At 36.1% G+C, this 23,222-nt stretch carries 23 protein-coding genes and 1 riboswitch; of the genes, 15 read left to right on the top strand and 8 right to left on the bottom strand.

What is annotated here, in order from left to right:
* Nucleotides 1-182 precede the first annotated feature (182 nt).
* Nucleotides 183-644: a cyclic-di-AMP-binding protein CbpB gene (gene cbpB, locus CEF18_RS11220; RefSeq protein WP_110936554.1), complete on the bottom strand. Its 462-nt coding sequence runs from the start codon at nucleotides 642-644 to the stop codon at nucleotides 183-185.
* Between the two features lie 201 nt (nucleotides 645-845).
* Between cbpB and CEF18_RS11215 the strand changes: the two genes are divergently transcribed.
* Nucleotides 846-1,100 carry a hypothetical protein gene (locus CEF18_RS11215; RefSeq protein ID WP_110936553.1) on the top strand — a complete coding sequence of 85 codons (255 nt, stop codon included), beginning with the start codon at nucleotides 846-848 and terminating at the stop codon, nucleotides 1,098-1,100.
* A gap of 213 nt (nucleotides 1,101-1,313) precedes the next feature.
* Here the strand turns inward: CEF18_RS11215 and CEF18_RS11210 are convergent, their stop codons facing one another.
* The 3 genes from CEF18_RS11210 to proC form a co-directional block, all read right to left on the bottom strand.
* Nucleotides 1,314-1,634: a MerR family transcriptional regulator gene (locus CEF18_RS11210; protein ID WP_110936552.1), complete on the bottom strand. Its 321-nt coding sequence runs from the start codon at nucleotides 1,632-1,634 to the stop codon at nucleotides 1,314-1,316.
* A 350-nt stretch (nucleotides 1,635-1,984) separates the two neighbouring features.
* The gene (locus tag CEF18_RS11205) at nucleotides 1,985-2,800 is read right to left on the bottom strand and encodes an ion transporter (RefSeq protein ID WP_110936551.1); all 816 of its coding nucleotides are present in this window, start codon (nucleotides 2,798-2,800) and stop codon (nucleotides 1,985-1,987) included.
* Nucleotides 2,801-2,994: 194 nt separating this feature from the next.
* Nucleotides 2,995-3,810, bottom strand: coding sequence for a pyrroline-5-carboxylate reductase (proC, locus tag CEF18_RS11200; RefSeq protein ID WP_110936550.1), 816 nt, complete (start codon nucleotides 3,808-3,810; stop codon nucleotides 2,995-2,997).
* 160 nt (nucleotides 3,811-3,970) lie between these two features.
* On the opposite strand from proC, the gene CEF18_RS11195 reads away from it, so the two are divergent.
* The 8 genes from CEF18_RS11195 to CEF18_RS11160 all read left to right on the top strand — a co-directional run bounded on the left by CEF18_RS11195 (nucleotide 3,971) and on the right by CEF18_RS11160 (nucleotide 11,394).
* The gene (locus CEF18_RS11195; protein ID WP_110936549.1) at nucleotides 3,971-4,765 is read left to right on the top strand and encodes an SDR family NAD(P)-dependent oxidoreductase; all 795 of its coding nucleotides are present in this window, start codon (nucleotides 3,971-3,973) and stop codon (nucleotides 4,763-4,765) included.
* A gap of 138 nt (nucleotides 4,766-4,903) precedes the next feature.
* On the top strand, nucleotides 4,904-5,467 hold the full coding sequence (locus tag CEF18_RS11190; protein WP_110936548.1) for a DUF2179 domain-containing protein: 564 nt from the start codon (nucleotides 4,904-4,906) through the stop codon (nucleotides 5,465-5,467).
* A 392-nt stretch (nucleotides 5,468-5,859) separates the two neighbouring features.
* Nucleotides 5,860-7,197: a C40 family peptidase gene (locus CEF18_RS11185; RefSeq protein WP_183040893.1), complete on the top strand. Its 1,338-nt coding sequence runs from the start codon at nucleotides 5,860-5,862 to the stop codon at nucleotides 7,195-7,197.
* A 161-nt stretch (nucleotides 7,198-7,358) separates the two neighbouring features.
* A riboswitch (TPP riboswitch) is annotated at nucleotides 7,359-7,462 on the top strand.
* 229 nt (nucleotides 7,463-7,691) lie between these two features.
* Nucleotides 7,692-8,498: a hydroxyethylthiazole kinase gene (gene thiM / locus CEF18_RS11180; RefSeq protein WP_110936546.1), complete on the top strand. Its 807-nt coding sequence runs from the start codon at nucleotides 7,692-7,694 to the stop codon at nucleotides 8,496-8,498.
* A gap of 23 nt (nucleotides 8,499-8,521) precedes the next feature.
* Entirely contained in the window at nucleotides 8,522-9,343 is an 822-nt protein-coding gene (gene thiD, locus CEF18_RS11175) for a bifunctional hydroxymethylpyrimidine kinase/phosphomethylpyrimidine kinase (RefSeq protein WP_110936545.1), read from the top strand.
* Nucleotides 9,336-10,013, top strand: a complete 678-nt coding sequence (thiE, locus tag CEF18_RS11170) for a thiamine phosphate synthase (RefSeq protein WP_110936544.1) — start codon at nucleotides 9,336-9,338, stop codon at nucleotides 10,011-10,013. Before thiD ends, thiE begins: the two co-directional genes overlap by 8 nt.
* Nucleotides 10,014-10,138: 125 nt before the next feature.
* Nucleotides 10,139-10,810 (top strand): ribonuclease H family protein, encoded by a 672-nt coding sequence (locus CEF18_RS11165; protein WP_110936543.1) that lies wholly within the window; start codon nucleotides 10,139-10,141, stop codon nucleotides 10,808-10,810.
* Between the two features lie 392 nt (nucleotides 10,811-11,202).
* Nucleotides 11,203-11,394, top strand: a complete 192-nt coding sequence (locus tag CEF18_RS11160; RefSeq protein ID WP_110936542.1) for a hypothetical protein — start codon at nucleotides 11,203-11,205, stop codon at nucleotides 11,392-11,394.
* Here CEF18_RS11160 and CEF18_RS11155 read toward each other — a convergent pair.
* On the bottom strand, nucleotides 11,391-11,651 hold the full coding sequence (locus CEF18_RS11155) for a DUF3898 domain-containing protein (RefSeq protein ID WP_223292374.1): 261 nt from the start codon (nucleotides 11,649-11,651) through the stop codon (nucleotides 11,391-11,393). The genes CEF18_RS11160 and CEF18_RS11155 overlap by 4 nt on opposite strands.
* A 43-nt stretch (nucleotides 11,652-11,694) precedes the next feature.
* Nucleotides 11,695-11,784 carry a DUF3900 domain-containing protein gene (locus CEF18_RS27020; RefSeq protein ID WP_317624110.1) on the bottom strand — a complete coding sequence of 30 codons (90 nt, stop codon included), beginning with the start codon at nucleotides 11,782-11,784 and terminating at the stop codon, nucleotides 11,695-11,697.
* 158 nt (nucleotides 11,785-11,942) lie between these two features.
* Between CEF18_RS27020 and CEF18_RS11150 the strand changes: the two genes are divergently transcribed.
* Nucleotides 11,943-12,863 carry a LysR family transcriptional regulator gene (locus tag CEF18_RS11150; RefSeq protein ID WP_110936541.1) on the top strand — a complete coding sequence of 307 codons (921 nt, stop codon included), beginning with the start codon at nucleotides 11,943-11,945 and terminating at the stop codon, nucleotides 12,861-12,863.
* Nucleotides 12,864-12,958: 95 nt separating this feature from the next.
* On the top strand, nucleotides 12,959-14,017 hold the full coding sequence (locus tag CEF18_RS11145; protein WP_183040894.1) for a homocysteine S-methyltransferase family protein: 1,059 nt from the start codon (nucleotides 12,959-12,961) through the stop codon (nucleotides 14,015-14,017).
* 191 nt (nucleotides 14,018-14,208) lie between these two features.
* Here CEF18_RS11145 and CEF18_RS27170 read toward each other — a convergent pair whose 3' ends face one another.
* Nucleotides 14,209-14,370 (bottom strand): DUF3898 domain-containing protein, encoded by a 162-nt coding sequence (locus CEF18_RS27170; RefSeq protein ID WP_223292373.1) that lies wholly within the window; start codon nucleotides 14,368-14,370, stop codon nucleotides 14,209-14,211.
* A gap of 359 nt (nucleotides 14,371-14,729) precedes the next feature.
* Between CEF18_RS27170 and CEF18_RS11135 the strand changes: the two genes are divergently transcribed.
* The 3 genes from CEF18_RS11135 (at nucleotide 14,730) to CEF18_RS11125 (ending at nucleotide 19,301) form a co-directional block, all read left to right on the top strand.
* Complete coding sequence (locus CEF18_RS11135; RefSeq protein WP_183040895.1) at nucleotides 14,730-15,506, top strand: YheC/YheD family protein; 777 nt, start codon at nucleotides 14,730-14,732, stop codon at nucleotides 15,504-15,506.
* A 289-nt stretch (nucleotides 15,507-15,795) separates the two neighbouring features.
* A complete protein-coding gene (locus tag CEF18_RS11130) occupies nucleotides 15,796-16,890 on the top strand; it encodes a UDP-N-acetylmuramoyl-tripeptide--D-alanyl-D-alanine ligase (protein WP_110936539.1) in 1,095 nt (364 codons plus the stop codon).
* Between the two features lie 779 nt (nucleotides 16,891-17,669).
* Nucleotides 17,670-19,301, top strand: a complete 1,632-nt coding sequence (locus tag CEF18_RS11125; RefSeq protein WP_223292287.1) for a DUF1593 domain-containing protein — start codon at nucleotides 17,670-17,672, stop codon at nucleotides 19,299-19,301.
* A 1,264-nt stretch (nucleotides 19,302-20,565) separates the two neighbouring features.
* Here the strand turns inward: CEF18_RS11125 and CEF18_RS11115 are convergent.
* Entirely contained in the window at nucleotides 20,566-21,621 is a 1,056-nt protein-coding gene (locus CEF18_RS11115) for a DUF3900 domain-containing protein (RefSeq protein WP_110936538.1), read from the bottom strand.
* 276 nt (nucleotides 21,622-21,897) lie between these two features.
* Between CEF18_RS11115 and CEF18_RS11110 the strand changes: the two genes are divergently transcribed.
* The gene (locus tag CEF18_RS11110) at nucleotides 21,898-23,187 is read left to right on the top strand and encodes a glycosyl hydrolase family 18 protein (protein ID WP_110936537.1); all 1,290 of its coding nucleotides are present in this window, start codon (nucleotides 21,898-21,900) and stop codon (nucleotides 23,185-23,187) included.
* Nucleotides 23,188-23,222: the final 35 nt, after the last annotated feature.

The raw sequence follows: 23,222 nt of genomic DNA, 5'->3' as shown, positions 1-23,222 counted from the left end.
CTTCTAGCTCGATCGTATTGGACACAAAACTCTGCCAATTAGAATTTCGAAGCAATTACCGAATTATTAGATGGTCTACAGCGAAAATATGCATCTCCATAAATGAACGAGCATCTTTAATATCGAAAAAGGCTTTAAGACGAAAAAAACCGAACTAGGTTTCAGTTCGGCACATAACTTGATTACGGACGTTCTAGCTTTCTTTGTTCATGAAAATATCCATTAAGGTACGCTAAGATTTTACTTCTTGGAATGATGCCAAGAAAGGCTTTATGTTCGTTTTCAATACATACAAAGGGATGATTAATGGAGTATGATAAAACTCGTTCAAATGATATGTCTTCATCGACACAAGCAATATCTGTTGTCATAACATCTTTAACTTTCCATTGATCTAATTTTTCCAGTTCAATTCGTTCCATTCCTAATATTGAATCCAATATTTGTGCTTTACTTATTAATCCACTTAGTTTAAAAGTTGCATCTAAAACTGGTATTGCGGTATAGCCTGATTTTACCAGGACTAGTAAGGCGTGCTCTAAGTTATTATCAGGCTGAACATGAGCAACCTCTTCAGCTGGCAATATTAAAGTATGAATAGGGTGACTCAATATTTTTCCATTTTCTAAATTTTGCAAATTCATGCACACTTTCCTTGGTAAGATTTGACCATCTCCTAGCTAACATCATTCAAACCTTTTTGATACTCTCTTATATTATAGTAGACAAATAATGTTGAAAAGTCAAATGGAATGATATCGCTTACACGCCTGTTTTTTCAATTCTATGATGACAACGTTTATTTATTTTAATTTTATGACATACTAGTTCAGAGGTGATCAGGCGTGCATAGTAAACAAACAGTTCGGTACATTTGTAAAAACTATATCTCGGGCTACTCCTATTATTTTAAACAAGAAATTATTGCATGTCATTCGTGGGATCAGCCAGAAACCCTTATCTGGGGAGCACTGCGACCAATAACTAAAAAAACATTTATGAAACGCAATGAAGAGGGTTATAAATGTTATAGCTATCAAATGAAAACATCACCAGCAGACGTGATCCCTTTCCCGAGCATGACCGGACAAATGTCCTAAGTAAAGAAGGAACATAAAAAGAACATTGTGAAAACCACAATGTTCTTTTTATTCAGTTTTTTTAAAAGTTAATCCCAGCTTTTCTGAAACGGAAATTCTATAAAGAATAAATACTATTATTCCATGAAAATGAATCTTGCTGAATGATACTAAAAATCTTGCTAAAAACTGTGTATGAAAACCAAAACATTGTCACATTTTTCAGAGCACAAACTATTTTCTGATTTTAAATGCAGCATTTAATTGTCCACGTAGCATTTTATCACGAACATCTGTTTTCTTCATTTCTTCGCGGCGAATCTCAAAAGTCTGCATACCATCTTCCATTTTATTCGCAATATCTACGAGTCTTTCCACATCATCAAATGAATACTTTCGCGTACCACCTTTACTTCGATCAGGAAATATAAGTTTTCTTTCTTCATAGTATCGAATTTTACGTTCAGATAAACCAGTTAACTCACTGACAATACCTATTCCTATAACTTTTTTGTCTTTGTACGAAAATGCCAAAGGAACCCCTTCCTTCTCCATCGTTTTTCATACTATATCATGGAATAGCTAGAAGGAAATAATTTTCGTTAGATAATCTAACAATCGATCCTTATTGGTTATATTTTCTTCATCCTTAATAAACGGAATATTATATCAATTTTGCTTATATACCGTGGAAATACGCCGATTTCATAGTTGTTGGATGCAATGTCAGAGAGCATATTCTTTATAGAGGAACATTATTCTTGAATAAAAATAATGTTCTTTTTAGCAAGATAATTTATAAAATTATTGGTTTTCACTAAAAAAATTGGAACTGCTTTAAGGGTGTTTTCTAAAAGAATACTTATATTTCAAATAAACGATCAGATATTGAAGTGAGGGCATCTTTACTTTTTGGAGAATTCGGTTTTAATTAGTTCTGTGAGCTCTTTTACTTCTTTACGTAATTCTTTCACTTCTGCATGTGTGTCTTCAGTTTCTTCTTCATTATTCTCTGCCTTATCTACGTTGTTAACAATAACGCCTATAAACAAATTAAAGACAACAAAGGTGCCGACTAATACAAAACTCACAAAATAGACCCACGACCATGGGAGCTCCGCAAAAATAGGCCTCATAACCTGGCTTGCCCAAGATTCCAGAGTGACTACCTGAAAAAGGGTAAGAAGTGATAATTGTAAACTTCCGAAGTATTCTGGCGCGACTTGTTGAAAAAGCATTGTTCCGATAACTGCAAAAATATAAAAGATAATTCCCATTAATAACAAGATGTTACCTAAAGCCGGAATAGTCATTAACAAGGCATCTACTAGTTTTCTTAGTGATGGTATGACAGAAATAGCACGGAATACTCTCAAAACACGTAAGACCCTTAAGACGGTGACAAAGTGTGCCCCTATAAATAAGTGACTGGCACCAACTATGAGGAAATCAAACCAGTTCCAATTGTTTTTAAAAAACTGTTTTAGACTTGGCGCTGCCAGTAACCTTAAAGCTATTTCGACTGTGAAAATCCATAGAAGAACAGTATCAGCAGCCCAAAACCAAGAGCTGTATTCCTCATAAATAGTAGGATAGGTTTCTAAGCCTACTATAATTGCATTTATTACTATTAACGTGATAATGATGCTGATGAAAAGAGTGCTTTCTACAATCTTATGCAATGTATGTTTCCAGATTTTTTGCGGTTTTTCTTCTGTCATTATAATTTCCTCCGAAGGTCATTTGATTGTGTAATAGTCAAATACTCTTCAATTTTACTTGAATGGGATAAAAGAAGAAACCTCCAATGTTTTCATCATTGGAGGTGGTGATGCTCAATTAAATAAAAGATGTTTCTTTTAGATTGTTGCTTTGAATTCGCCTAGAGTTCGTTTTTCCAGCCTTTACTTTGGTTTCACTTATTCCCCAACTCTTGTGAACGTTCATAAGCTTTCTCAATGCATTCGACCATAGCATCTTGAACGCCGCGTTCCTTCAGTACGTTAAATCCTGCTTCTGTTGTTCCACCCGGACTCATGATTTGCTCATAAAGTGACTTTGGGGAGAACACGTTTTCTTGCACCCGAATACTAGCGCCTAGTAATGTTTGCGAAACAAGGTGACGAGCCAATTCTGGATCGATGCCAATTTTCTCGGCGGCTTTTTCCATTGATTCCATTAGATAATAAATATAAGCGGGTCCAGTACCTGTTAAAGCAGTCATCGCGTCAATCTTCTCTTCAGGTACTTCTGCGATTTGTCCAACAAATTGAAGCAAATGCGTTACTGCTTTTTTGTTTTCTAGGCTGATCCACTTTCCGATTGAATAAGGAGTCATCGAGGCTTGAACGATGGCAGAAGTATTTGGAATACTTCTTATGACTGGGATAGCATGATCCCCAAAGAAATTTTCCATGGATTGTATGGTTACTCCTGCCATCACGGACACTAATGGAGTACCTTGCTTCATGGTAAATCGAAAGGGATCTAAGGCTTTTTCCCAATCTTTTGGTTTACATGCTAAGAAAACAACATCAGCATGTTCGGAGAGTTCATCTACCGATCTAGATATTGAAATACCGTATTTCTTTTTAAGCTCTTGAAGTTTAAAATCATTGCTATAGTTAGTGACCATAATGCTGTCAGGGGAGACCTTGCTATCTTTTACCCAACCACCGATTAGTGCCTCAGCCATAGAACCAGCACCAATCATTGTAATATTCAATGTCATTAAGATTCCACCTTTTCTAAACTTTCTGATTATTTAAATTCTCCTTATTATGGATGTGCTTAAGAAGTATGTCAACTTGAAATAATATATTATTTTCGACTAACGTTGAATTGACAATTATAATATAACCAACTTGAATATAAGAAAGGATGTTGTCTGCGTGACAAAGAAACTTTTAGATGAACTAGTAGCTATCTCAGGAGCTTCGGGAGGAATAGGTGAAGAGATGGCATTTGAGGTTGCGAGAAGAGGCGGCACTCCAATTTTGCTAGCCAGATCAGAGGATAAGTTAAAAAAAGTAGCCGAAGCTATTTTTGATGAAACAGGAATAACAGTCCCTTTTTATAAATTGGATGTGTCTAATACAGAAGATATCCACTATACTTTCCAGCACATTTATGAAAATATTGGGATGATAACGACATTAATTAACAATGCAGGCTTCGCCAAATTTGATCTTGTAGAGGATGCGGACATAAATGATATTGAAGCAATGTTTCGGGTAAACGTTTTAGGAACGATTGCCTGTACGAAAGCAGTTCTTCCTTGTATGCTTGAAAAAGGTTTTGGACAAATAATTTTTATCGGTTCACAAGCAGGAAAACTGGCTACACCGAAATCAAGTGCATATTCAGCTAGTAAACACGCGGTGTTGGGTTTTGCTAATGCCTTAAGAATGGAACTTCATGATAAGCCGATCTACGTTAGTGTTGTGAATCCGGGCCCTGTCCAAACTGCTTTTTTTGAGCATGCAGATAAAACCGGACAGTATGAAAAAAGTGTGAAGAAATTCATGCTTGATCCTTATGTTGTTGCTCATAAAATAGTTCGACTCATAGATAAACCTAAAAGAGAACTTAATTTACCTTTGTGGATGGGGATAGGTTCGAAACTCTATCAGCTATTTCCATCTCTAATTGAGAAAGTAGCAGGTAAACAGCTCCGCCAAAAATAGAATGTTTGGCAAATTTACATTTAAAAACGGACCGAAAAGTCGTTGCCAAAATTTCTCGAAAACTTTTTTATGAAAACTATATCTTTTTCTCTATTCTCTGTATAGAATATATTTTGGAATTAGAAAGAGGTGGATGTTATGTTATTAGAAGCATTGTTAATATTTTTAGCACAACTTTTGTATGTGCCAATCTTCACGTTACGTACTATAATGATGGTAAAGTCTCAAAAAGGTAAGGCTTCTGGACTTGGTATTTTAGAAGGTATGATTTACGTGGTTGCAATAGGAATCGTTTTAAGTGACTTATCAAATTATTACAATATGGGAGCCTATGCATTAGGTTTTGGTGTTGGTTTATATTTAGGAGCATTAATTGAAGAAAAACTGGCTATTGGTTATGTATCCATTGAAGCAAACATTCCAAGAAAGAACCAGGAATTAATAAATAGACTTCGTGAAGTTGGATTTAGTGTATCTACTTCTTCTGTCGAGGGAATCGATACCGATAGATATTTACTCTATTGTACATCTAGAAGAGATCGTGAAAAAGAGTTCTATCGATTAATTGATCAATATGAAGAGAAGGCGTTTGTCGCTTCTTATGAGCCTCGGAATTTCAAAGGTGGCTATATAACGAAGGGGATGAAAAAACGTCGGGAACTGTTTCTGAAAAAGAGAAAAGAAAAGCAAGAATCTGCATAACTAGATATAAGAGGGACTAGTGATAACTCACTAGTCTTTTTTTTGAATATTAGACTAGTAGTTCATAGGCAGAATGTAAGGATTTTACTGAAGAAATTTGGTGTTTCATGTTATATGGTAGGTAAAAAGCTGTATGATGTGACAGAATAGCTTATTAATAGTCAGATGGTCTTCTTTTTATTACATTGAAACACAACTGTAATATTTCTATTACACAACTGTTATCTTAGGATGATATTATTCATCTAGTGATACAGAAAAATAATTATTCTAAAGCTATGAATTAGGACATTTATAGTAAACATCATTGTTATTATTACATAATTAATTCAAACAGAAGACATAAGTCAAAAGTCGCTTATCCAACACAGCAAATCACAGGGGGAAGAATGTTGAAAAAAATATTGGGACTATCATTCATAATTGGTATGGGTAGCTTGCTAGTTATACCTAATGTATTCGCAAATACTGAATTAGATACTATAAAAGAAGAAAGAACAATAATCCAGTCGGGTTTATCAGATGCTGAGCAAGAGTTAGCGGAATTAGTTAGTGATTTAGATGAGATTAATAATGAGATTGCTAGTATTGATGAAGCTTTGGTTGCGAACCAAAAAACGATTGATGATACAAATGAAGAAGTGGACTCTACAGAAAAAGAAGTTGAAAAACTCGAAGTTGAAATCAAAGAATTGGAAGATGATATTGAAATTCGATTTGAAATGTTGAAAGACCGTGCGAACGCTTACCAAAAAAATGGTGGCAGTTCCAGGTATTTAGAAGTTCTATTAGGCGCTGACAGCTTTGGAGATTTTGTTACTCGTTCTGTTACAATCACTCGAATTGCTAAAGCTGATAATGATTTTATTGAACAATTAGAGATCAACCAAAAAGAACTAGAAGAAAAACAGGCAACCGTTCAGGGGAAATTAGATGAACTTGAAGAATTGCAAACAGAACTAGTTGGAATGAAACATCATTTAGAAGACCAAAACCAACGTAACGATGAACTTAAAAACGAGTTAAAATCAAAAGAAGCTGAAATTGAATCAAAGATGGCAAGATTGTTAGAAGAAGATAGTAATCTTCAATCAGAAGAAGCAGAAATACAGGCTAAGATTGATGCTGAAATTCAACGTCAAGAAGACTTAAGAAAGGCAGAAGAAGCTGAGATTGCAAGACAAGCAGAGGAAGAGGCGGCAGCAACTCAGAGTAACACTAATTCTTCGTCAAGTCCAAATGTTGCTTCTGCTTCAGATGCAAACACTAATACAACAGTAACTAATACTGATAATAAAAGTAAAAGTTCATCAAGTGAAACAAAGGCAGCGCCTGCTCCTTCAAGCTATGGTGGGTCAGTCACCCAAGTTGGACGTAAATACATTGGGAATTCAACCTATGTTTTTGGAGGAGGGAGATCATCCTCTGATATAGCAAATGGTCGTTTTGACTGCTCAGCTTTTGTAAGCTGGTCATTCTCGCAAGTCGGTAAATCACTACCTGCTAGTACTGGTGGATTAGTTAATGCAGGACAAAGAATTTCTAGTAGTGATAAGCAACCTGGAGACCTAGTATTTTTTAATACTTACAAAACTAATGGACATGTAGGTATTTATATTGGTGGAGGCCAATTTATTGGTTCTCAAAGTTCAACAGGAGTTGCAGTTGCTAATATGAATAGCGGATATTGGGCGGATAATTTCAGCGGAGTTGTTGTCCGAGTTAATTAATAATGTTTCTGAAAAGCTAGTTTAGATATCTTCTAAGCTAGCTTTTTCTGTATAATGATATTAGGAAGTCCAATAGTTACCTAAATAGAATAATAAGAGTACAGCGAGTTCGTTGTAAGAAAAGAAGTATTATGCTAACATGGAGAAAATTTCAATTGAATAAGAGACACTAGGGGTGCTTTATCTAGCTGAGAGAGGTGCGTTACCTTAACCCTTTTAACCTGATCTGGTTGATACCAGCGTAGGAAAGTGGATGATTCCTTTATCGAATTAACATAGGTTACAATTAGTTAGTTCATAAAGTATCGCGTTTACCCGCTTCCTAACTGAGGAAGCTTTTTTGTTTTCAAAAGATAAGATGGCAGCTACACACCGCGCGTATCAAGGGAAGCCCATCCTTGATACTTAAAAAAATGGCGGTGGAAGCTGACGCTGCATTTAATAAAAGACGGCTATGCGTTTTTCTTATTACATAAATTGAGAGGAGAATGAAAATGAATAATCAAAAAATTGCAGAAATTTTAAACGAATTAAGAGAACGTAAATCCCTAATCCACAATATAACCAATGAGGTTGTGACTAATTTCACCGCAAATGGTCTTTTATCGCTCGGCGCTGCACCCGTAATGGCCCATGCAAAAGAAGAGGTTGAAGATATGACAAGTAACGCACAAGCACTCATTTTAAATATAGGAACATTGGATGAAAACAAGGTGAAATCCATGGTGCTTGCCGGCAAAGCTGCTAATGAAAAAGGTATCCCAGTAGTGTTTGATCCTGTTGGAGCAGGAGCAACGCCATACCGTACAAAGGTGGCCAGAAACATGATGGATAAAATAGCGGTAACTGTGCTGAGAGGCAATGCAGCAGAAATATCTCACATGATTGGACAGCAGTGGGAAATAAGAGGTGTAGAAGCTGGAGAAACCGGCGGAAATAAAGTAGACTTAGCAAAAAATGCTGCCAAGCAATTTAACACGACAGTAGTGATTACAGGAAAAGAAGATGTCGTTTCAAATGGAACGTCGACTTACTTAGTAGAAAATGGACACGAGATGTTATCCAAAATTACTGGGGCTGGTTGCCTGTTAAGCGCTGTAATTGGAGCTTTTATCTCTACGGAAAAGGATCTGTTAACTGGCACAGTAGCTGCATTGGCAACCTATGGTATTGCAGCAGAAAGAGCCATGACAAGAGGTGGAGAAAAAGGACCTGGTTCTTTTCAAATAGAATTTTTAAATCAACTCAACAATATTAATTCCGAAATAATCGCAAAACACTTACTCGTTAAAGAAGTGTGATTCAAAAGAGAGGAGGGGAAGCTATGAACGTGAAGCACGCACTAACAATTGCGGGTTCAGATAGTGGTGGAGGAGCAGGGATCCAAGCTGACCTTAAGGTTTTCCAAGAATTACAAGTATATGGTATGTCAGCGATAACTGCTGTTACAGCACAGAATACACTTGGAGTCCATGGTGTTTATCCAATGACAGTGGAAGCGGTGGAAGCACAGTTAACAGCTGTAGGTGAAGATTTAGGCGTAGATGCTTTGAAAACAGGCATGTTATTTTCAAGTGAAATTATTAAGGGAGTTGCAAATAAAATACGTTACTATGAATGGAAAAATATCGTGATTGACCCTGTCATGATTGCAAAAGGTGGTAGTAAATTACTCGAAGATGAAGCGGTAACCGCAATTATTCATGATTTAATACCGCTATCAACAGTCATTACACCTAATATACCGGAAGCTGAAGTTTTAACAGGTGCAAAGATCGTTACAATAAAGGATCGAAAAGATGCCGCAGTAAGCCTTTCTAAGATGGGTACAAAAAGTGTCGTTATTAAAGGCGGGCACGCAGAAGATGGCGAAAACGTAATTGATCTTTTTTACGACGGCGAAGAGTTCTATGAATTTAAAAATACTCGAAAAAATACGGTGAATACTCATGGGACAGGATGTACTTTTTCAGCAGTAATAGCGGCTGAATTGGCAAAGGGAAAGGAAATCGTAGAAGCCGTAAGAATAGCGGTTATGTTTACTCAGGCTGCGATAACAGAAGATTTAAATATTGGACAAGGCCATGGACCTACCAATCATTGGGCATATAACAGACAGCTGAATAGAGGGAATCTAGATGAGTAATCTTAAAAATGAAACATTACGAGAAGCACTTGGCGTGTATTTTATTATGGGGAGCCAAAATTGTATAACTTCTCCGCAAAAAACGTTAGATTTGGCTTTAAATGGAGGCGTCTCTATCTTTCAATTTCGGGAAAAAGGAGAGGGTGCGTTCGTTGGGACTGAAAAGCGACAGCTTGCCAAAGAACTACAAGCTATTTGTCGGAAAAATAATACTTTATTTATCGTTAATGATGATCTAGAACTAGCGAAAGAATTGGATGCTGATGGAATTCATATTGGACAAGACGATGAAGATCTACAGTATGTGAGACGTGAATTTCCTGATAAAATCATTGGTATTTCAGCACATACATTAGAAGAAGTGGAAAAGGCAGTAGCCGGCGGAGCAGACTATTTAGGTGTAGGACCTATTTATGCGACAGAAACGAAAAAAGATGCGAAGGAAGTTAAAGGAACAACATTAATTGAACAAATTCGTGATCTTGGTTACACGATTCCAATTGTAGGAATTGGCGGGATCAATGCGAAGAGAACTCAGGAGGTTATTCTAGCAGGTGCTGATGGTGTTTCCGTGATTACAGCTATTAGCAAAGCGGAATCACCTGATAAGGCATCTCAGGAAATAAAATCAGAGGTAACTCAAGCGAAAAAGATAAAGTTCACGAAATGACTTGGTTTCTTCCAAGTCATTTTTTAAAATTTAGAGAGAAATAATTCTCCATCTTGAAGGGAACAATGGACATAATTGATTGTATGTTCTAATCTATAAATAAAACCTAGATAAGGTGGTTTAGTATGAATGTTAGATTTGAGTTAACATATAAAACACCCAAAGGACTGGAAACTTCTTTTAGTTCGGAAGAGATGCGTGCCGGTAAAGCGATTTTAATTGCAGAAGATCTCGAAAGAACTGGTCGCATCCAACATTTAACATTTGTTGATAGCCAAGACACTACATGGTCTTTAAAGGAACTAAAAAAGTTTATGGAGGAAATCCAAACCGAGCCCCATAATGTTACTGTTTATTTTGATGGTGGTTTTGAACGGGATACAAGAAAATCAGGCGTAGGCTGTGCGATTTATTTTGAACAAAATGGTAAATCATTTCGACTTAGAAAAAACGCATTAATATTAGAGCTTGAGACGAATAATGAGGCTGAATACGCAGCTCTTCATCTCGCTTTACAAGAGCTGGAACTTCTGGGAGTTCATCATTTACCTGTTCAATTTATTGGAGATTCACAAGTTGTGATTAATCAATTAAACGGCGAATGGGCGTGTACAGAGGAAGTCTTGAACAATTGGGCAGATCGGATTGAAGCTAAATTCAAACAATTAGGCATAAGACCGGAGTATGAGTCAATTTCAAGAAAACAGAATCGTGAAGCCGATCATTTAGCTTCCCAAGCGTTAAAAAATATCGACATCAGGAGTAAAATTGAGATAGAGTTTGAGGAACCAAAATAATTTCTTTAATTGTTTGTAAAGGTATTGAAGTAAGAGAGATTGTATTTTCATCGAACAGAATGCTCGAATACGCTTTAGGTGGACGCTTTCCGCGGGCAACGCTTCAGCTATTGCTTTTCCTGTTGGAGTCGCCGCCTTCGCTACTTCGAGTTATTGATGCAAAAAATAGTCTGTGTGGACACCCTTTCTTAATGAGTGGTGTTTTTTGCTTTTCCAAGCCAAGAAACAACCTTCCTTAATAACAAAAGCGACAAAATAGAAAAAAAGACACTACGTTTTTTAGATTAAATATGGATATTTATGTTAAAATACTGGTAAATGAATGGAAGGTGATAAAAAGAGGGGCTTAAACAAAATTGTAATTTTAAATAGTAAAGGGGGAGACGCTTTACATGAAAGAATGGTGGAATAGAAAGAAAATAAAAACGAGACGAAAGAAAAATAATGAAAAGTATTCAATTTTAGATTTTATTGTAGATTTTTTATTTTGGTTGCCGGAATTGGTTTTACTTCCATTCAGGTTAATTATTTGGTTGATACGTGGTGTAGGAAGAGGGTTAAGGAATGTATTTGATATTTTTTAGAAGTTTACTAAGTGATAAGATCGACCTGAAGAAAATGAATTGTATAGGTTGTCACTGAAATCGGATAAGAGAGCCTTAACTTCCATGTGATCCAACTTGAGCTTTAACTCGACCTCAGTCTGATGATCAATGATAGGGGAAGAGGCTTCTACGACCTGCTCTGTTGTCCATTTTCCTTGTAGCTGGCGTTCAAGGTGTATTTGACCATGCTTCGATCGATTCCTCTTCCTGTACCCGTTCTTCACTGTCTTCTTCATATGTTTCAGCGATGTATTGCTGGATCGTTTCAACGACTTTATCTCAAATAATTTCCACCATCGACCTGTTGTATTCTACATATTTTAAGAAGTCCTCGGATAAACGTTCATGAGAGGATTGATGGTTTTTCAGTCCCCATTCATTCTGCAGTACAAAAGTGGTAGGGTTAATGTTCCCTGGTGCTGTTTATGGACAACCGTCCACAGATAGTGCTTAGTTGTGTTTAAAATTCTTCCCAAGCTGTCTATGCTAAGATAAAATTATGTAATGGGAGCGGGGAGGAAAAGTAGATGACATTACAACAATTAAAATATGTAATCGAAGTGGCTAGGAACAGATCGATTAGTTATGCAGCACAGCAATTGTTTATTAGTCAACCGAGTCTATCCAATGCAATTAAAGAATTAGAGAAAGAATTGGGAATTACGATTTTTTCACGTACGAATAAGGGAATTGTCATTACTCCAGAGGGGGCGGAGTTTTTAGGTTACGCAAGACAGGTCATTGAGCAGGCAGAATTGCTTGAAAATCGCTATACCAATGCGACAGAATCACCACAGCAGCATTTTTCTGTATCAGCACAGCATTATGCCTTTGCAGTCAGTGCATTTGTAAAACTTCTAAGAGACTATAATCGTGATGAATATGAATTTACATTCCGAGAAACAAGGACGTATGAAATCATTGATGATGTAAAAAACCTTCGTAGTGAAATTGGAATTTTATACTTGAATGATTTCAATCGACAGGTGATTTGTAAGTTTCTAAGAGAGGGAAATTTGATATTTCATGACCTATTTGAAGCAAGGGCGCACGTGTTTATAAGTTCTACCAATCCACTTGCGATTCAGGAATCTGTGTCCTTAGATGATTTAATTCCTTATCCGTATCTATCTTTTGAACAAGGGGATTATAACTCATTTTATTTTTCTGAGGAGATACTCAGCACGGTTTCGAGACCAAAAAACATTCGCGTGAGTGACCGAGCTACTTTATTTAATCTACTGATAGGGTTGAACGGATATACGATTTCAACAGGAGTAATTAGTTATGATATCAACGATGATGATATTGTGGCGCTTCCTTTAAATGTGGATGAGCGAATCGCGATTGGCTATATTACACATAAGGATGTCACAAACAGCCCGCTAGCAACGATTTATATTAACTATTTAAAAGAAACGATTGCCGATGAATTAAATGTATTATAGTTTAAAACTATGGCAATCGATAGACTTTAGGTGTTATGTTATATTACTATTTCTTTGCTACACTAACCTTAGATTAAAAAAGGGAGAGGGTTTAGATGGTAGTGGAGAAAAGAAGTTTAGAACAAAGATTAAAAGAAGGCACCGTCATTGTAGGAGAAGGGTATTTGTTTGAAATGGAACGCAGAGGATATTTACAAGCAGGTTCTTTCGTACCCGATGTAGCTTTGGAAAACCCAGAGGTTTTAAAACAAACATATCGAGATTATATGAATGCAGGTTCAGATGTAGTTTTAGCTTTCACATATAATGCCCACCGTGAAAAAATGAGAATTATAGGTAAAGAACATTTACTTGAGCCATTAAATCGAAGTGCAATCCGTTTGGCGAAGGAAGTGGCAAAAGAACATCCTATAGAGGAAGCATTAGTGGCAGGTAACATTTCTAATACGAATATTTTTGATCCTCAAGATCTCGAATCTAAGGAAAAAGTAAGAAGTATGTTTGCGGAGATGGTAAAGTGGTGTAAAGAAGAAGAGGTTGATTTTATACATGCTGAAACCTTTTATTACCACGAAGAGGCTGTTATAGCATTAGAAGAAATTCAGAAACAAGACTTGCCAGCAGTTATTACATTAGGGTTGATGGGCGAGAATATATTGCGAGAGGGTTATACGGTAGAAGAATCCTGTAAAATTCTCTCAGAAAAAGGTGCGTTAGTTGTAGGAATGAACTGTTTCCGTGGCCCAGATACGATGCAGCCATACCTAAGGAGAATTAGAGAAGAGGTAAAAGGTTTTGTCGGTGGATTACCAATTCCATACCGAACTACTGAAGAACACCCCACATTCTTTAATTTACCTGATGGAGGATGCAGTTGTTCCCTGCCAACTGAAACAACTTTCCCAACATCGTTAGATCCTCTTTACCATAACCGGTATGAATTAGCGGATTGGGCAAAAGAAGCACAAAATATTGGTGTTAATTATATTGGCCTTTGTTGTGGAGCATCACCTGCCATGCTGAGGGCAGTAGCAGAAGCAACAGGCAACAAAACCATTAACTCTAAATATTCACCAGATATGGAAAAGCACTTTTTATTTGGAAAAGATAAAACGTTAAAGAATCATAATCTAAACTACCGTACAAGAGCATAAGCATAGAAGGTAATCTATTATTAGGGGGAAGGTATCAGATACTGTTTATGGACAAACTGTCCACTGATGGTACCTGATACCGTTTTCCTATTAAACAAGTAATAAACCGAAATGCTTTATAACAACATTTTGAGTATGTGAGAGTGGTCACACTTTTGGTCATAAAAACAACTCTTTCTCTCGTGTAAACCCTACTTCCCAATCCTCTTCAACACATTCTCCAACGAATCGGTTTGCAAAAACACCTCTGGCGACGCACTTTTATCAAAAGAAAATGCCTCTCCTTCAATCAATATTACATACTTCCCATTTACCTTAGCGATGTGTAAGTTCTCACTAAAACCCGATAACAGAGCCTATACTTCTGATCCAATTTGAGCTTAAGCTCGAACTCGGGCTGATGCTATGATCGGGGAGGATACCTCTACGACTTGCTCTGTTGTCCATTTTTGCTGCAGCTATGCAGCTAGCATTCAGGTGTATCAGACCAAGCTTCGATCGACTCTCCTTATTGTACTGTTTCCTTACTATTTTTCTTCATGTATCTTTTCATTAATTTTGTATAAGTGGTTACCTTCATTATTTCGCATTTACACTCTTGACATATATTGTTAAAACAAAGGTGTGTAAGTTTGAGACGGTACCTTAAGGACTCAAAAGCAATGCAAGGTAAATGAGAGATAGGCACTTTAAAATAGAGGGAGGAAGAACTTTGAGATACACTGGAGGAAGTAAGTGGAAAAAACATAAGCTTATGATGAAAAATATAAAGGTACAACCCCATTTACCGGAAACGGCTAAATTCACGCCAGAAATACTATGGAACTATTTACGAAAATACAATAAAGTCGTCTTGAAACCAGTAATAGGAAGAAAAGGAAGGAATATATTAAAGGTCTCTCGTTTAGGCGAATCCCAATATGAAATTCATTTAAAAAATAAAAAGATAATTTTCACCAGTGAGAAAGAAACTCTTGCTTATATTGAGAAGTTTATTAGAAACCGAAAACATATTCTTCAACGAACGTATATCGTTCAAAGGTACATTGACCTTGCAACCTATGAAAACAAACCCTTTGACATCCGAGTGATTGTGCAAAAGCGAAAGGAGTCGAGAGAGTGGCACGTAACAGGGATGGTATCAAAGGTGGCTGGAAAAGGTTTTGTGGTAACGAACGATAGATCAGGTGGGGGAATAATCCTTCCAGTAACTTCTGCTTTAAGAAAAGCAAATGATGATATAGCAAGGAATAGAAAAGAAATAATGAAGGAAATAGAACGAGTCGTATTGATTGCAACAAAAGAACTTGCTTCCTATTGGAAAAAACAAACAATCATGGGTTTGGACGTTGGGATAGATAGAGAGGGTCACGTATGGATTATCGAGGGGAATTTATGTCCCGGTATAAAAAGTTTCTATAAATTAAATGATAAAACAATGTATCGGAGAATTAAGAATATCCGCCGGGAAAATAAAAAAATAATTTAATTTATGGTTAGCATGGGGCGGAAGGTTTGTAGAAAAAAGAAGCTATTAAAAAGTCTTCAGTAAAAACTAGTTCCTATAAAACGTTAATATCAAGAATAAGCAGAGTATAGACTTTGAAACAGTGAAACATTTGTCTATTATTCTTCTAAAAAATATCCTATCTTTAATTAAAAGATAGAACGATGTATTACAGAATAAATGCGTATAGAAAGAGATGGAAAATCAACAAAGATAAGAGTTAACTATAAATTAAAGAATATTTCGTTTAAAAAGAAGTGAAGGTGAAAACTTGAAAGAAAGACCAATCATTGCTGTTACTGGTAGTGCAGGAAAATCAACAACAAAGGAAATGATTGCTTCTATTCTTAAAAAAAGATGGGATATTTATAAAAGTAGAGCTAATTTAAACCATTATAGGGCAACTCAAAAGCATAAACAAAAAATTAAAAAACGGCATCAAGGAATTGTTTTAGAATACGGTATGGGTGGTAAAGGCAGTATTACTAAACATTGTAATACTATTAAGCCTACAATCGGTGTGATTACAAATATAGGTACTGCTCATGTTGGCTATTTTGGAGGTAAAGTTAGGGGCATTGCTAAGGAGAAATCTAAGTTGATTAAAGGTATGAAACAAAACGGAATTTTGTTTCTAAATGCTGATGATCCAAATTCTAGACTACTATATACTGGCTTTAAAGGAAAAATAGTCAAAACTGGTTATAAACAAAAAGCAGATTATTTTGCTTCTAATATTCAATATGTTGATAAAGGAATGACCTTTGATACAAATCTCGATAGGAAAAAATACTCGTTTTTTATTCCTATTTTCGGTTTTCATCATATTTCAAATGCTCTATTCGCTATTGCTGTTAGTCATCAGCTTGGTTTTAATGCAGAGGATATAAAAAAAGGGTTAGAAAGATTTCACAAAATGAAAAGGAGATTTAATCTTTTTCATCTCGGCAAAGGAATAAAAGTAATTGATGATACCTATAGTTCTAATCCGCATTCAGCTAAAGCAGCTATAGATGTTCTTGTTGAAAGCATTAGTGATCATAAAAGAGTTGTTGTCTTAGGAAGCATGCTTAATTTAGGGAAGTATTCTGTTCAGGGGCATACAGAAGTTGGAAAGTATATTGCAGAGAAAAAGATAGATCTTTTATTTACGGTAGGTTCTAAAGCAAAATTGATTGGCGATAGTGCCATTAATTCTGGATTTCCATCAACATGTGTAAAGCACTTTTCATCGAAAAAAACCCTCCATGCAGTATTACGGCATAAACTTGAAGCTAATTCAACGATTTTAGTTAAAGGTTCAAACAAACTGAGAATGAATCAAACTGTCCGTTTTATTCGAAATGTATTCAAAAAAAGCAAATGAAACAACTAAAGGGAGATAGAACGGAACATCCTTTGGGTATTCCAGTGTACAGTAACCCCTATAATATCAATTATTTATAGAAGAAGGCAGTTCCCGGCGGCGGAATGCCTGATATGGGAGGCATGGGCGGCATGATGTAAGTTGCCCCTCGACCCATTATATGATTTGGTTTTTGAGTAAGGTTAGATTGAAATGCTAACACTTCCTTAACAATGTGATTTTAACAGAGGCTTCTCATAAGTTGTTTAAACTTATGGAAAGTTTTTTTCATGGGTTACATGGAGATAGGCATTTTTCGTAATCTAATTATCAACATGGCCAATCGGTCAATAATTTATTCGAGCATTGATATGAGCCTTTCGACTTGAAAGAAATTTATCGTATACCGAAGCGAGCATCTATTAGGATATTGATATGAACAAATCAACAGAGTTCTATTTATCAAAAAGAATATAAAATGAAGGCTGTTGAACGGGGGTTATCCCAGAGTCATATTACCTTTTGCATTATTTATTTACAAGGTTTGGTAAATCTAGTATTTAGCATGTTACTATCTAATTTATTGTTAATTATGATTTAGTTCAAGACTGTATTAGACGTCTATTAAAATGTTTGCAACCGTTTTTAATGTCTGGTATAATCTCAACATGATATAGGAATGTTACCGAATGGGCATAACCTAAATCAAGGCAAATGTAAAATTTGCCTTGATTTAGGTTTTTTTTATGTCTTGATTGCTACTTCTATATTAAATTTATGAAATAGAAAGGAAGAACAAGATGAAGAAAAGTACTCAGCTTTTACTAATGTTGCTACTTAGCGTATTTTTCATTACAGGTTGTAATAGTAACAGTGAAACAGATACGGCTACCAATGAAGAAAGCGTTAACATCGAAAATAGTGAAGTGAATGAGGATACGGAAGGAACAGAGGAGACTTTAAATGCTAAGGCTCGTACGGTTATTACAACAGATGGAGAAGTGGACGATATGAACTCTGTCCTTCGTTATCTTTTGTATGCGAATGAAATGGAATTAGAAGGTATTGTTCTTACTAGCTCCATGTATCATTATGCTGGTGATGAAGAGCAAGGAATCGATCCGTTCAGATGGACAGGAACAGAGTGGTTATTCGAAATGATTGATGCTTATGAAGAAGCATATCCTAACTTAACAACACATGCAGAGGGCTATCCTGAACCTGAATTTTTACGTGAGAATACAAAAATAGGTAACATTTCTAATGTAGGTGAAATGGAAGAAATAACAGAAGGATCGGAGTTCCTACAAGAATTATTCTTAAATGAGGATGAAAGCGATTTATATGTTCAAACATGGGGTGGAACAAATACTACTGCAAGAGCTTTGAAATCTATCCAAGAAGAATATGAAGGCATGGAAAATTGGGAAGAAATTAAACAAGCAGTTAGTGATAAGTTAATTTTATATATCATATTAGATCAGGATGATAGCTATGGATCTTATATTGCAAAAGAGTGGCCGGAGATTAGAATTATTAATGACCGATCTAACTTCTGGCATTTTGCTTATGCTTGGCAATTTCATACAGAAGAAGTAAATAGCAGACTACAAGGTGATTGGAATAACGAGCATATTAAAGGTCATGGAAAGTTATTAGATATGTATGCGTTAATGGGCGATGGCAACATCATCGAAGGAGAATTACCAGAGGAACAACGTGGTAGTGAAGAATATCTTGAAAACAATCCACAATATAATCGTTATGATTTCATTTCTGAAGGTGACTCACCATCATTCTTCTATTTAATCGATAACGGATTGAGAAGCTTAGAAAATCCTTCATACGGAGGATGGGGCGGCCGATTTGGTGCAGAAAGGGACAAACTATTTAAAAATACAGTGTTAGATTATAACCCATACACAGAGCACTATGAGGCAGAGTATTCATTAATGCGCTGGTTTGATGATATTCAAGATGATTTTGCAGCACGTGCAGACTGGATAATTGAGTCTGACTATGCAGATGCGAACCATAATCCTACACTTACAGTCGAAGAAGGATTAGATTTAGAAGTGGAAAAAGGGCAAGAAATAACGCTTCATGCAAACGCTGCTGACCCAGATGGTGACAACTTAACTTATAGCTGGTGGAGATATTTTGAAGTAGATACGTATGAAGATTCAAATGTAGAGCCATTAGAAGTTGAAAAAGAAATGGCAGGAGACCTACAATTAGGCCTTCACCGTAACTTAGCCGAGGGTGAAGTAACTAACACAATTGAGCTTTCAGGAAGCGATACAGACACAGTGACCTTTACTGTACCTGAAGATGCTAATTCTGGGGACACGATTCATATTATTGCAGAAGTAGAAGATGACGGTGCACATGGATTAAAGCATTATCAACGTGTGATATTAACAGTAAAATAAAGAACAAAAAATCCGGATTCCTTATAAGATTGTGGATTTTTAAGTCAAGCAATGGCTGATATTATTACAGATACCTATTGATTTACACCAGTAATACTCTCTTTCAGAACAAGTTACTCCGAAGGACGACCGGTCATCCATGTTATTATTCTACTTTTTCAGCTATATTCTGACTATGAAAAAGGTATGTGGGACAATCATTATTTTTAAAATCGACTAAATATGGTAGAATTAATGTGCCATAAAGTATGTTGATAAGTGACCCCATGACCTTCGTAAGAAGGGTGATTCGGCAAAATCAAGGATCATTTTCATATATTTTGTGGCTTCTTTTTTAATATCCGGCGACATTCCACTGATTTTCCCTAGGATAAAGAAGCTATGAATTCCAATTTATGATCTTGAGGTATCGAGTAAGATAAAATATCACTAACTGACGCAACAGCAGACTAATGTTAAAGATGATTAGTGCTATTAATGATTTTGAACGTGAAAATATGCTCGAAAACAGCGTGAAGCATTGCGATAGCAAAAGCAGAAGGAAAGTACAAAGGACGAAAAGAAGTTTCAATCCAGACTTCGACAAACATTATCAACGATAAATGGATAGAGAAGTATCAAAGTCTCAGCTTGTTAATCAAAGAGTATCAACAAGTTAGTCAAATAAGGGACTCCCTAAGGGGTCTCTTTTCCAATTTAATTGTAGCTAAAAATGAAGCATTTTCAATGATAGATGATGAAATAGAAAGTTATTTTTTAGATCTTCTATTCACACATACTTCAATTCTATAATCCATATATTGAACATCATTAGGGTGGGGTTTTAGCGAATAATAAAGGAAGAGTGCCCTAAGAGGACTCTTTTTGAGGACAATCAATTGAAAATAATATCATGTACATTAATATATATAGTTTTCATGTGGTTAACCGATTCCTAAATATCCATTGTATTAAGTGAATTGTATTCCTCTGATCGTTATTTTAGATCATATCCTCAAATTGGAATGTCAGAAGAGTTCCTGTAACGTAATTATATCCATGCCAGCCATTAGTCAATAGTTAATAACTCGTATATAAAAAATAAGAAGCGGAAATCCACTTCTTATTATTATAAATGTATAGGAAACCTTTACGACAACAGGGTTTTTATTTGTATTTTCGTGGTCACATTATTGGTCACTAAAACTTATGAAAACTCCTTCGTAACAACATTTTAACTATATCTAATTGGTCACACTTTTGGTCACTAAAACCACCAATTCCGCTACTTCCCAATCCTCTTCAACACATTCTCCAACGAATCCGGCTGTAAAAACTCTACAGGTGACGCACTTTTATCAAACGAAAATGCTTCTCCTTCAATCAATATTACATACTTCCCATTTACCTTAGCAATATGAAGGTTGTCACTGAAATCGGATAAGAGAGCCTTTACTTCCATGTGATCCAACTTAAGCTTTAACTCGACCTCAGGCTGATGATCAATGATCGGGTAAGAAGCCTCTACGACTTGCTCAGTTGTCCATTTTTCCTGCAGTTGACGTTCAGGTGTATTTGACCATGCTTCGATCGATTCTTCTTCCTGTGCTCTTTCTTCACTGTTTTCTTCATATGTTTCAGCGATGTATTGCTGGGCAGTTTCGACGACTTTATCTCGAATGATTTCCACCATCGACCGGTTGTATTCTACATATTTTAAGAAGTCCTCAAAATAACGTGCGTGAGAGGACTGATGGATTTTCAGCTCCCATTCCTCGAGCATGCCTTCTTCAGGCATGTAAGGGTATTGGATGGATTTCATGTTCTTAGCGGTAATGGCCATTTCAACATGCTGAATTAATGTTTGTTCATTTGTGATTGAGGCAACCTTTGGCTCAAAATCACATTTTAAAATAAAGATAAACGGATCGTCCATAAATTTGTCTAGTTTTGCACGAATTACAAGCATAGCACCCGCTCTGATAGAGCTCGTTTCTAAATAAGATCTTACTAGTTTTTCACTATGGTCTTTGAATTCATCTAGGACATTTGCCAAACGCAATCGTTGAAACAAGTTATAGTTAGGATTTGTATCCAACTCATAGCCAGGTTCCACAACAAAGTGACCTATTTTAGTAGGAACTTGCTCTGATTTTGGGTTTCTTTCTGATTTACGTTTAGTAATTTTCATTAATTCTCCATCTAGGAAATCTTTTAATGGGTGGTCTAGGTATGTCTCTTCATCCAGTGTTTGATAATGTTTAAATGATTTGTTTCCTTGATCTCCTTGACCCTCTCCTTGCAAGACGAAAAAAGAGAGGTATTGTATGGTAAAGTCCATGGCTATCACCTTTATTTTATGACGTTACGAGCAAAAACAACTCTCGTATTATACCATCGAACGATTCATGTGTCACATTTGATAAGGATTGCATGAAGAACTAGATTTTGGCAGTTAATCGTTTGTTGTTTCATTTTAGAAAAGAGGCTTTTGAATCCACACCTTTTGTTTCTCTGGGACTCTTATCCCATTATAAAAAATTTTACGGAAACCAGTTCATATTAAATGTTGTTCCGGAATATAAATGATATGAGGAAATTGTAGGAGGATGATAAAGTGCAGATTCATGTAGTCTCAAATGGTGAGTCTTTATGGTCGATTTCTCAAACGTATAGTGTGAATTATCTCGCGATCGCTGAGGCGAATCAATTGCCGGACCCGGAACAACTAGTGGTAGGGCAAGCGTTGGTTATTCCTGTGGCTGGCAGGTTTCATTGGATGGGGACACAGGAAAATTTGCAACAGATTAGTGAACGATATCATATCTCCTTACAACATTTACTGAGAATGAACAATATTGTAAATCCAGCATTTGTACCTGTAGGATCTCGTTTGTATATTCCTGGAATGAACCGTCAAAATCAGGCAATTGATGTTGGGGCATACGTAGATATAAATATAACGGGAGCAGAATCACCAGAAGTATTAGGTGAAGTAGGTAATTATTTAACCTTTGTACAGGTATTCAGCTATGAATTAAATGAAGATGGCAGCCTAACGTCGATAGAAGATCAACAGATTATTAATACTGCTTATGAAAATAGTGTTGTTCCATTAATGGTTATAACGAATATTGAAGATGGGCAATTTAGTCCTGAACTGGTGACGACGATATTGCAGAGTGAAGAATTACAAGAAAGAATGTTGGACGAAGCGATAGCAATCATGAATGAAAAAGGGTATTTAGGTTTAGATATGGACCTAGAGTATTTAGGGGAAGTCAACAGAGAGCCCTACAATCAATTTATGAGGCGAGCGAAAGAAAGGTTAGACGAGTTAGGATACTTTTTATCAAGTGCACTTGCACCACAGGTTGAAGAAGATATGGTTGGGGTTTTATACGAAGGTCATGATTATGAAGCTCATGGAGAAATTGCTGATTTTGTATTTTTAATGACTTATGAGTGGGGATGGACAGGGGGGCCACCTAGAGCTGTCGCACCCATAAATGAAGTAAGGAGAGTCATTGAATATGCGGCATCTGTCATGCCAAATGAAAAAATAATGATGGGCATCCCACTTTACGGATATGATTGGACGTTACCGTTTGTTCAAGGGGAAACACGTGCTAAAGCGATCGATCATCAAGAAGCGATTGAATTAGCTCTTACTTATAATGCTGTGATAGAATACGACGAGGAAGCACAATCTCCATTTTTCACTTATGTTGACGAACAAGGAGATGAGCACGAAGTCTGGTTTGAAGATGCAAGAAGTATCCAAGCAAAATTTGACCTTGTGAAAGAATTCGACTTGAGAGGTTTATATTATTGGGTTCTCGGATGGGATTTCCCTCAAAATTGGTTGCTTCTAGAGGATAATTTTCAAATTAATAAACGGGTTTAAAAATAAATTTATAAGTTTTATTGCAGTGCACAAAG

This window comes from Salipaludibacillus neizhouensis, assembly GCF_002886185.1.
In the GTDB taxonomy this organism is placed as follows: domain Bacteria; phylum Bacillota; class Bacilli; order Bacillales; family Salisediminibacteriaceae; genus Salipaludibacillus; species Salipaludibacillus neizhouensis.
This window is presented reverse-complemented; position numbering and strand designations above follow the sequence as displayed.

Excerpts from the sequence above, each read along its gene's own strand:
- cbpB (WP_110936554.1), bottom strand. The coding sequence starts at position 644 with ATGAATTTGCAAAATTTAGAAAATGGAAAAATATTGAGTCACCCTATT.
- CEF18_RS11210 (WP_110936552.1), bottom strand. The coding sequence starts at position 1,634 with ATGGAGAAGGAAGGGGTTCCTTTGGCATTTTCGTACAAAGACAAAAAA.
- CEF18_RS11205 (WP_110936551.1), bottom strand. The coding sequence starts at position 2,800 with ATGACAGAAGAAAAACCGCAAAAAATCTGGAAACATACATTGCATAAG.
- proC (WP_110936550.1), bottom strand. The coding sequence starts at position 3,810 with ATGACATTGAATATTACAATGATTGGTGCTGGTTCTATGGCTGAGGCA.
- CEF18_RS11190 (WP_110936548.1), top strand. The coding sequence starts at position 4,904 with ATGTTATTAGAAGCATTGTTAATATTTTTAGCACAACTTTTGTATGTG.
- thiM (WP_110936546.1), top strand. The coding sequence starts at position 7,692 with ATGAATAATCAAAAAATTGCAGAAATTTTAAACGAATTAAGAGAACGT.
- thiD (WP_110936545.1), top strand. The coding sequence starts at position 8,522 with ATGAACGTGAAGCACGCACTAACAATTGCGGGTTCAGATAGTGGTGGA.
- thiE (WP_110936544.1), top strand. The coding sequence starts at position 9,336 with ATGAGTAATCTTAAAAATGAAACATTACGAGAAGCACTTGGCGTGTAT.
- CEF18_RS11165 (WP_110936543.1), top strand. The coding sequence starts at position 10,139 with ATGAATGTTAGATTTGAGTTAACATATAAAACACCCAAAGGACTGGAA.
- CEF18_RS11160 (WP_110936542.1), top strand. The coding sequence starts at position 11,203 with ATGAAAGAATGGTGGAATAGAAAGAAAATAAAAACGAGACGAAAGAAA.
- CEF18_RS11155 (WP_223292374.1), bottom strand. The coding sequence starts at position 11,651 with ATGAAGAAGACAGTGAAGAACGGGTACAGGAAGAGGAATCGATCGAAG.
- CEF18_RS11150 (WP_110936541.1), top strand. The coding sequence starts at position 11,943 with ATGACATTACAACAATTAAAATATGTAATCGAAGTGGCTAGGAACAGA.
- CEF18_RS11145 (WP_183040894.1), top strand. The coding sequence starts at position 12,959 with ATGGTAGTGGAGAAAAGAAGTTTAGAACAAAGATTAAAAGAAGGCACC.
- CEF18_RS11125 (WP_223292287.1), top strand. The coding sequence starts at position 17,670 with ATGAAGAAAAGTACTCAGCTTTTACTAATGTTGCTACTTAGCGTATTT.
- CEF18_RS11115 (WP_110936538.1), bottom strand. The coding sequence starts at position 21,621 with ATGGACTTTACCATACAATACCTCTCTTTTTTCGTCTTGCAAGGAGAG.